The sequence below is a fragment of the Sphingomonas sp. genome, assembly GCF_035555815.1.
Taxonomy (GTDB): Bacteria; Pseudomonadota; Alphaproteobacteria; order Sphingomonadales; family Sphingomonadaceae; genus Sphingomonas.
Map to the genome: position 1 here is coordinate 1 of NZ_DATMGG010000056.1, position 9,527 is coordinate 9,527.

The following is a 9,527-nucleotide window of genomic DNA, read 5'->3' on the forward strand; positions in this document are numbered from 1 at the left end:
GCTCGCCATAGGCCTCGGTCACGTTGAACGCGACGTCGAGCTCGGGGTGGGCGGCGGGACCGCCGCCGTAGACCAGCTCGCCGGCCAGCGCGAGCGGATCGTCGGTGGTTTTCAGCGCCTCGCGCCGATGCTCGACGCCCACCGCGACCGACACCTCGCCATAGGGGAGCTGGAACACGCCGCCGCTGACGCTCGCGCCGAAGACCTGCTGCGTGTTGATGCGCTGCTCATGCCGGTCGGCCATCGCATATTTGATCTGCGCCTCGGTCGCCGGTTCGGTGCTGAAGATGTTGAACGGAACGCAGCCCGCCGTGCGCGCCGCCGCGTCGCGGCAGACGGGCGCGCCGGTCACCGGGTCGGCTATCACGTCGCGTGCGGCGATCCAGTGCGATTTCCACGGGACGTTCGCCTCTGTGACGTTGTCGGTCACCCGGCCATATTGCCAGAACGCCTGCCACTTGAGGCTGCTGCCGCCCAGCTTGCCGCCCAGCGACGCGCCGATGGTGTAGCTCTCCCGGTCGTGATCCTCCTCGCGCACCGGGAAGTTGCCATAGGTCCGGTCGATGTCGACCGACGTCAGGTTGTTGGCGATCATCACATCGCGCAGCGCGGCGGGCAGATAGGGGTTGTCCAGAAACGCGCGGGCGCCGCGCGAGCCCGGGACCGGACCGGAGAAATAGGTGGTCCGACTGTCGTCACGCCATGAATCGTAGGTGCCGTCGTACTTCTGGCGGGTGTAGGAGAAATAGCCGCCGAACTCGATCGCGTCGCTGACGTCATAGTCGACCCGGCCCATCAGCGCGAGCGACTTCAGGCCGCCGCGGAACTGGTCGCGATCGCTCAGGTTCCGGCCGTCGCCGCCGTCGCACACCGCATATTGCGGCGATTCGAAGCTGGTCTCGCAGCGCGATTCGCGGATGTTCCCGCCGTCGACCATCCAGCGCTTGTTGTTCAGCCAATAGGTCGGGATATAGTCATAATAGAGCTGCCGGGTATGATAGATCATCAGCCGGTCGGGAATGCCGTCGTTGATGCCGGTGTTGGCCGGATTCGCGCGATAGGTCACCCAGTCGCGCCAGTCGAAGCGATCGGTGTAGATCAGCGGATCGGACTGCGAATAGGTGGCGCCCAGCGACACCGAGCCACGGCCGCCGGCGAACTTGCCGCCGGTCGCCAGCGACAGCAGATACTGGGCGGAGTCGCCCTGCTCCGAAATACCGCTGCTCGCGGAGAGGTTGAGCCCGGTGATGTCGCGTTTGGTGATGATGTTGACCGCGCCGGTCACCGCATCGGCACCATAGATCGCCGCCGCGCCGCCGGTGACGACCTCCATCCTGTCGATCATCCCGACCGGTATCATGCCGATGTCGACCGACGACGAGCGCGCCGAGCCGGACACGCGCCGCTGCCCGTCGATCAGCGTCAGGCTGCGGTTGGTGCCGAGGTTGCGCAGATTGACCGCGGAAATGCCCGCGTCCCAGCCGCGCACGTCGCTGGCCAGGTCCTGGTTGATGCCGAGCGCGGGGTCGCGCGCCAGCGCGTCGATCGCGCTGATGCGGCCGAGGGTAAGCGCCTGATCCATGCTGGTGACGCTGACCGGCATCGCCGATTCGAGTTCGGGCCGGGCGATGCGCGATCCGGTGACGACGATCGTCCCGTCCGGGTCGTCGGCCTGCACGGCGGCGCCGGGCGGCACGTCCTGGGCAGATGCCGGCACGGCGCTCGCCGCGAATATCGACACCACCGACGCCGCAAGGAGCAGGTTCGCTTTCCTTCCCATCTCATCCCCCTAGGTCATTGTGCTTGTTACGTGTTTACGGCCACGTCCCGCCAGCGGCACCGCGCCGGGCGAGCTGACGGCTCCAGCGGGGCGGCCGATCCCGTTAGAGCCGGTCCCGCTGGAATTTATCGATATCGTTAATGTAACGTGCCACGCGCCACCGCGTTCGTCAACAGAATCTATATTACACTGAAGTTACATTATTTTTTCAATTCGCTGTTTTGACGCCGGCGGTATGGACAGCCGAGAGCGAGGCATTTACAATATCGATAATGTTACCAAGGGGAGGAACCGAATTGGCCCGCGACACGCGCCTTCGCGCCCCACCTTCCCGAATGCCCCGGACAGATGCCGTTTCCGATGCGCGGGCACAGCGCGCCAGGCTGCTGGCACGGCATCCTCAACAGATCGGACCCGTGCGATGACGCAAGCCACAGCCGCGCCCCCGGCCGCCGCGCGCTCCGCCAGGATGCCGGCAAAGGCCTGGCTGATCCTCGGGCTGCTGATGACGCTGCTGGTGCTCAACTATTTCGACCGCCAGACGCTCTCGATCCTCAAGCCGGTGGTGAAGACCGCGCTGGATTTCGACGATCGCGCCTATTCGCTTCTGACCTTCGCGTTCATGCTGCCCTACATCGTGATGTACGTGGTGAGCGGCCGGCTGATCGACCGGTTCGGCACCCGAATCTGCATGACGGTGTTCGCCGCCGGCTGGTCGATCGCCAACATCGCGTCGGGGCTGTCGCATAATTTCGCGCACCTCGCGGCGTCGCGCGCGATGCTGGGCGCGGCCGAGCCGGGCGCGTTCCCGGTCGTCCAGCGCGCGATCCTCAACTGGGTGCCGGTCGAGCACCGCGCGCTGGCGATCAGCATCGCCACGCCGGCGGGCAACATCGGCGCGATTCTCGCACCGCCGCTGATCGCCTTGCTGGCGACGGGGATCGGCTGGCGCGCGGCGTTCGTGATTCCAGGACTCGTCGGCGCGGCGATCGCGCTGGCCTGGTGGTTCACGGACACCCGGCACGCACCCGCCGCCCGGCCGGCCGCGCAAGCCGCGCCGCTCCCGTCCGAAGCGATCGCCGATCGGTCGAGCTCGGCCGGCGCGCTGCTGCGGGACAAAAGATTCTGGGCGCTCGCCGCGGTGCGGATGATCAGCGACCCGGTGTGGTATTTCTACCTGTTCTGGATGCCGGGCTATCTGCAGGAGCGCGTCGGGCTGTCGCTGGCCGAGCTGGGGCTGGTCGGCGGCATCCCCTACATCGCGGCGGTGGTGGCCTGTATCGTGCTGGGTCGCACGGTCGATCGCTCCACGGCGCGCGGCCACGACCCGATCCGCATCCAGTTGCGCATCTTCGCCTTCAGCGCCGCGCTGATGCCGTTCGGCGCGCTGATCACGATGACGTCGAGCGCGACCATCGCGATGATCATCATCACCGTCGTCGTCGCCGTCTGCCAGATATGGTTCGCCGGCTTCTATGTCGTGCTGGCCGGCCTGTTCCCGGTCAAGGTCAACGCCACGGCCGTCGGGTTGCTGGGGGCGGTCGGGGCGAGCACCTCGCTGGTGCTCAACCTGCTGGCGGGGTGGATCCTCGTGCAGTTCGATTATGTCGCGCTGTTCGCCGGGCTGGCGATCCTCCACCCGATCTCGGCGGTGATCCTGATGGTGGTGATCGGGCGGAGCCGAAAGGCGGGCGCGGTTCAACCGGACTGAACCGGGCGCAGCCCGGCCCGCATCCATCAGCGCGAGGTCGAGGCGCGGATGACGAGTTCGGGGACGATTCGTTCGGTGACGATTTCGGGGTCGGCGGTGTGCTGGATCCGGTCGAGCAGCCGGCTGGTGGCGCGGCGGGCGACCTCCTGGAACGGCAGCAGCAGCGTCGACAGCGGCGGGTCCATGAAGCGGGTGAACGGATGGTTGCCCCACCCCATCACCATCACGTCGTCGGGCACGCGGATGCCGCGCTCGCGCAGCGCGCGGTACAGGCCGAGCGCGTAGTAATCGTCGCCGACGACGAAGGCATCCGGGCGCCGGCCGCGATCGAGCAGGTCGCTGGCGACGCGGTGCGCGTCGTCGGCGTGCCACGACTGCGAGACGCGGAACGAGCGCGGCGGCGGGACCAGCGCGAGGTTGAGCCGCGGATCGAACGGCAACCCGCGCGCCTCGAGCGAGCGGCGGAAGCCCTCGATCCGCAGGCGGATGGTCGAAAACGGCATGTCCTCATCGATCAGCACGACGTCCCTGGCGCCGCGCGCCAGCACCGCCTCGGTGGTCAGCTCGATCCCGGCCTCGTTGTCGGTCGAGTAGAAATCGACGCTCAATTCGGGCAGCTCGCGGCTGACCAGGACCAGCGGAATCCCCGCCCGGATCACCGGGGTCCAGGCGTCGGACCGCTCCTGCACCGGCGCGGCGATCAGCCCGTCGAGGCCGGAGCGCAGCGCGCGGCCGATCGCCTCGCGCTCGCGATCCGCCGATTCATAGGACAGCAGCAACAGGACGGTGTAGCCGGCCTGTTCCGCCTGGAACTCGACCTCGCTGACCAGGTCGGAGAAGAACGGGTTGGAGATGTTGGCGACGATCACCCCGATCGTCTTGCGCGAACCGAGCACCAGCGAACGGGCGTGGACGTTGGGAACATAGCCGAGCCGCTCCGCCTCCGCCTTGATCAGCGCGCGCGTGGTCGGGTTGACGCCGGGCCGGTCGTTGAGCGCGCGCGACACGGTGTTCGCCGTCAGCCCGACCACGCGCGCAAGATCATGAAGCGTGGGCGGACGGCGCCCGTTGGTTGCATCGACCATGCCTGGGTCTCCCGTTGAACGGTCCTGTCTAGGGTCTGCACCTGACGCTCGCAACGGCGGCGGTTGCGGTCGGCTTGCCCCGATCGACCATTCGCCCGTCGCGCGGGCGGGCGTCCATCAGCCCGCCGGGACTTGACGGCGAGGGTCGGTTCGGGCGTCAGTCTCCCATGCCGAAACCGCAATTTCCCACGCCCTCGCCAAGCCAGGACTCCTGCGTGTGAACATCGCATCGCCCGCCGACTATCGCGCCGCCGCAAGGCGGAAACTGCCGCCGTTCCTGTTCCACTACATCGACGGCGGCTCCTATTCGGAACGGACGCTTCGGAACAACACCGAGGACTTCGAAACCATCGCGTTGCGTCAACTCGTCCTCAGGAACGTGTCGGGACTGGATCTGGCGACGAATCTGTTCGGCGAGCATCTCGCGCTGCCGGTCGTGCTCGCGCCGGTCGGCCTGACCGGCATGTATGCGCGGCGCGGCGAGGTCCAGGCCGCCCGCGCCGCCGCATCGCGGGGGGTGCCGTTCACGCTCTCGACGGTCTCGGTATGCCCGATCGAGGAGGTGTCGCCCGCGATCAGCCGCCCCCTGTGGTTCCAGCTCTACGTATTGCGGGACCGGGGGTTCATGCGCAACGTCCTCGAGCGCGCGGCGGCGGCCGGCGTCACGACCCTCGTCTTCACGGTCGACATGCCGGTGCCCGGCGCGCGCTATCGCGACGCGCACTCCGGCATGAGCGGCCCGTTCGCGCCGGCGCGGCGCATTGCCCAGGCGATCACGCATCCGCACTGGGCATGGAACGTCGGGCTGCGGGGAACGCCCCACGATCTGGGCAACGTGTCGCGCTACCTCGGCAAGCCCACCGGACTGGCGGACTATATCGGATGGCTGGGCGCGAACTTCGACCCCTCCATCGCCTGGCGGGATCTGCAGTGGATCCGCGATTTCTGGAAGGGGCCCATTGTCATCAAGGGCATCCTCGATCCCCAGGACGCTCGCGATGCGGTCAGCTTCGGCGCCGATGGCATTGTCGTATCGAACCACGGCGGCCGTCAGCTCGACGGCGTCCTCTCATCGGCCAGGGCGCTGCCGGCGATATCCGACGCCGTGAAGGGGCAGGCGAAGATATTGGCGGATTCCGGAATTCGCAGCGGGCTGGACGTCGTCCGCGCGCTGGCGCTTGGTGCCGATGCTGTGATGATCGGCCGCTCCTTCGCCTATGCACTCGCCGCCGGGGGAGAGAGGGCGGTAGCCAACCTGCTCGACCTGTTCGCTCAGGAGATGAGGGTGGCGATGACGCTGACCGGCGCGTCCACCGTGGCGCAGATCGGCCGGCACAATCTCGTCGGCTGACGCCCGTCGAAACCGGGGCGTTACCGCGACGGTCTGACGAATATCGCCAGATCGGCGGCGGCGGCGGCAGTAACCCGCAGGATGTCGAGCCACCGCAGGAATCGGCGGAGAAGGCGGAACCGTGCGGTTCCACCCGCCCTACACCCCCGGCTTCAACCCGATCGAGCGGGCGGTCTCAAAACCCGAAAGCCCATCCGCGAGAGGCGGCCGCGCGCGGCATCCATGGGCTGCCGGTTACCGTCGAAAGCATCGGTGGCCTGACACACCGCGGAAATGCTCCGGCTGTTTCGCCAACGCCGCACACGGCCTTAATCCAACCGCGTGAAACGGTCGGCGCGCTCGCCGAGCAGCGTCACCTCCACCCGGCGATTGAGGCGCATACCCTCCGCCGTGGCGTTGGTCGCGACGGGGTTGTTCTTGCCGTGGCCGGTGACGGTAAAGCGCGCGCGGGTCACGCCCAACTCGTCGAAGGCGGCGCGGACGCTGTCGGCGCGGCGATCGGACAGCGCCTGGTTATGCGCGTCGGTGCCGCGCGAATCGGTGTAGCCGTCGATTCCGACCCGCACGCCGGGATTGTCGCGCAGATAGTCGGCCAGCGGACGCAGCTTGGCGATCGCGCCGGGGCGCAACGTCGCGCTGTCGGTCGCGAACAGCACGTCCTCCTGCATCGTCATCGTCGCGCCGCGCGCGGTCTGGCGGAAATGATAGTCGCGCATCGCCCCGCGATCCCAGCCGCCCCGGCGCGGACCGGCGGCGACCACGTCGCGCGCTTCCCAGTCGAACCGGTCGCGGCGCGGGCCGGCGACGGCGGCGAAGGCGCGATTGGCCTCCTGCGCCTCGCGCACCGAGATCAGCCGGTCCCGGTTGCGGTCGAAATTGCGCATCACGAACGCCCGGCCGCGCGGCGAGGCGCGCAATTCCGGGTAGAGCAGCCGTGCGCCCGGTCCGGCGATGCGATAGTCGGCGGCGCCGCGCCGGCCGCCGCTCCAGTCCCAGCGATCCTGCGCCGCGGCGGGTAGGGCGGTGCCGGCGGCGGCGGCAATGAACGCGGCGAGAACGAGTTTGCTGGTCATGATGTCACCTTTCCGGCGGCCTTGAATTGGGGTGCTGTTGGTGCATGCGGGCGGGTGAATGGCGGCTTGACCGGGGCGAAAGCCGGCGTTCAGGCGCTTGCATCGCGAGCCGACGCGCGTAAGGAACCACTCGCCTGCCGAAAGGAACCGTCTTGGCCACAACCGCGCGCAACGCGTCCCGCCCGATGAGCCCGCATCTCCAGATCTGGAAATGGGGCCCGCACATGCTCGTCTCGATCCTCCACCGGGTGACCGGATCGGGGATGGCGACGGTCGGCACGTTGCTGCTGGTCTGGTGGCTGGCGGCGCTGGCGTCGGGCAAGCAGGCGTATCAGACCTTCACCGACGTGATGGGCTTCTATGGCCTGGGCTATGTGCTGGGCATCGGGCTGAGCCTGTGCTTCTTCATCCACCTGGCGAACGGCATCCGCCATTTCTTCATGGATGCGGGCGCGCTGTTCGAGCTGAAGGCCAACAAGACCGCGTCGGTCGCGGTGGTGGCGTTCGGCATCCTCGCCACCCTGGCCTTCTGGGCCTTCCTTCTGTGGGGCAAGTGACCATGGCCAACGGAACTCCGATCGGCCGCGTCCGCGGGCTGGGCAGCGCCAAGGAAGGCACGCATCACTGGTGGAATCAGCGAGTCACCGCCGCCGCCAATCTGGTGCTGATGCTGTGGTTCGTCATCTCGATCGCGCGGCTGCCGGCCTATGACTATGCCACCGCGACCGGCTGGCTGCAGTCGCCGTGGGCGGCGATCCCGATGGTGCTGCTGATCGCGTCGGTCTTCTATCATTTCCGCCTGGGCCTGCAGGTGGTGATCGAGGATTACGTCCATGACGAGGGCCGGGTCGCGCTGATGCTGCTGCTGACCTTCTTTACCATCACGACCGCCGGGATCGCGATCTTCTCGATCCTCAAGATCGCTTTTTCAGGGACCCCCGCCTGATGACCCGGAATGTTTCTGGCGCCTACAAGATCGTCGATCACACCTATGACGCCGTCGTGGTCGGCGCGGGCGGATCGGGCCTGCGCGCGACGATGGGCATCGCCGAGACCGGGCTGAAGACCGCGTGCATCACCAAGGTGTTTCCGACGCGCAGCCACACCGTCGCCGCGCAGGGCGGCATCGCCGCATCGCTGGGCAACATGGGGCCGGATCACTGGACCTGGCACATGTTCGACACCGTCAAGGGGTCGGACTGGCTCGGCGATCAGGACGCGATCGAGTATATGGTCCGCGAGGCCCCGGCGGCGGTCTATGAGCTGGAGCACGCCGGCGTGCCGTTCAGCCGCACCGACGCGGGCAAGATCTATCAGCGCCCGTTCGGGGGCATGATGCAGAACATGGGCGAAGGCCCGCCCGCGCAGCGCACCTGCGCCGCCGCCGACCGCACCGGTCACGCGATGCTCCATGCGCTCTATCAGCAGAGCCTGAAGTACGACGCCGACTTCTACATCGAATATTTCGCGCTGGACCTGATCATGGAAGACGGCCAGTGCCGCGGCGTGATCGCACTGTGCATGGAGGACGGCAGCATCCACCGCTTCCGCAGCCATGCGGTTGTGCTGGCGACCGGCGGCTATGGCCGTACCTATTTCTCGGCGACCTCGGCACATACCTGCACCGGTGACGGCGGCGGCATGGCGCTGCGCGCTGGCCTGGCGCTGCAAGACATGGAGTTCGTCCAGTTCCACCCGACCGGAATCTACGGCGCGGGCGTGCTGATCACCGAGGGCGCGCGCGGCGAGGGCGGCTACCTCACCAACTCGGAAGGCGAGCGCTTCATGGAGCGCTATGCGCCCTCCGCCAAGGACCTCGCCTCCCGTGACGTGGTCTCGCGCGCCATGACCATGGAGATCCGCGCCGGACGCGGCGTGGGCAAGAACAAGGACCACATCTACCTGCACCTCGACCACCTGGACCCGAAGATCCTGCACGAGCGCCTGCCCGGCATCTCGGAGAGCGCCAAGATCTTCGCGGGCGTCGACGTCACCAAGGAGCCGATCCCGGTCCTGCCGACCGTCCACTACAACATGGGCGGCATCCCGACGAACTATCACGGCGAAGTGCTGACCCTGAAGAACGGCAACCCGGACACGGTGGTGCCGGGCCTGATGGCGCTCGGCGAAGCGGCCTGCGTGTCCGTTCACGGCGCGAACCGCCTGGGCTCGAACTCGCTCATCGACCTCGTGGTGTTCGGCCGTGCGGCCGGCCTGCGCTGCGCCGAGATCATGGAGCCGAACGCCCGTCACGCGGACCTGCCGAAGAACGCCGACGAGCTCGCCCTCTCGCGCCTCGACAAGTTCCGCTACGCCAACGGCTCGACCTCGACCGCCGAGCTGCGCCTGCAGATGCAGAAGACCATGCAGAACAACTGCGCGGTGTTCCGCACGGGCGAGGTTCTGGAGGAGGGCAAGAAGCTCATCCACGACGTGTGGAACGCCTCCGCCGACATCAAGGTCACGGACCGCTCGCTGATCTGGAACACGGACCTCTACGAGACGCTGGAGTTCGACAACCTGATCG

The 9,527-nt window shown here is 67.6% G+C and carries 8 protein-coding genes; 5 read left to right on the forward strand and 3 right to left on the reverse strand.

The genetic code is table 11. The annotated features are described in order from the left end of the window. The coding region (locus VNR91_RS03180) for a TonB-dependent receptor plug domain-containing protein (protein WP_325489344.1) at positions 1 to 1,744 on the reverse strand (1,744 nt) is incomplete at its 3' end. A 457-nt stretch (positions 1,745 to 2,201) separates the two neighbouring features. Between VNR91_RS03180 and VNR91_RS03185 the strand changes: the two genes are divergently transcribed. Further along, on the forward strand, positions 2,202 to 3,491 hold the full coding sequence (locus VNR91_RS03185; RefSeq protein ID WP_325489345.1) for an MFS transporter: 1,290 nt from the start codon (positions 2,202 to 2,204) through the stop codon (positions 3,489 to 3,491). 26 nt (positions 3,492 to 3,517) lie between these two features. Here VNR91_RS03185 and VNR91_RS03190 read toward each other — a convergent pair whose 3' ends face one another. Next, complete coding sequence (locus VNR91_RS03190; protein ID WP_325489346.1) at positions 3,518 to 4,576, reverse strand: LacI family DNA-binding transcriptional regulator; 1,059 nt, start codon at positions 4,574 to 4,576, stop codon at positions 3,518 to 3,520. A gap of 217 nt (positions 4,577 to 4,793) precedes the next feature. Here VNR91_RS03190 and lldD point away from each other — a divergent pair, with 217 nt between their 5' ends. Continuing rightward, positions 4,794 to 5,927, forward strand: a complete 1,134-nt coding sequence (gene lldD, locus VNR91_RS03195; protein WP_325489347.1) for an FMN-dependent L-lactate dehydrogenase LldD — start codon at positions 4,794 to 4,796, stop codon at positions 5,925 to 5,927. A 308-nt stretch (positions 5,928 to 6,235) separates the two neighbouring features. Here the strand turns inward: lldD and VNR91_RS03200 are convergent, their stop codons facing one another. After that, positions 6,236 to 7,000: an OmpA family protein gene (locus VNR91_RS03200; RefSeq protein WP_325489348.1), complete on the reverse strand. Its 765-nt coding sequence runs from the start codon at positions 6,998 to 7,000 to the stop codon at positions 6,236 to 6,238. A 185-nt stretch (positions 7,001 to 7,185) separates the two neighbouring features. Here VNR91_RS03200 and sdhC point away from each other — a divergent pair, with 185 nt between their 5' ends. The 3 genes from sdhC to sdhA form a co-directional block, all read left to right on the forward strand. Continuing rightward, a complete protein-coding gene (gene sdhC, locus VNR91_RS03205) occupies positions 7,186 to 7,557 on the forward strand; it encodes a succinate dehydrogenase, cytochrome b556 subunit (RefSeq protein ID WP_414712366.1) in 372 nt (123 codons plus the stop codon). A 2-nt stretch (positions 7,558 to 7,559) separates the two neighbouring features. Further along, positions 7,560 to 7,946: a succinate dehydrogenase, hydrophobic membrane anchor protein gene (gene sdhD, locus VNR91_RS03210; protein WP_325489350.1), complete on the forward strand. Its 387-nt coding sequence runs from the start codon at positions 7,560 to 7,562 to the stop codon at positions 7,944 to 7,946. After that, the coding region (sdhA, locus tag VNR91_RS03215; protein ID WP_325489351.1) for a succinate dehydrogenase flavoprotein subunit at positions 7,946 to 9,527 on the forward strand (1,582 nt) is incomplete at its 3' end. The genes sdhD and sdhA, both read left to right, overlap by 1 nt.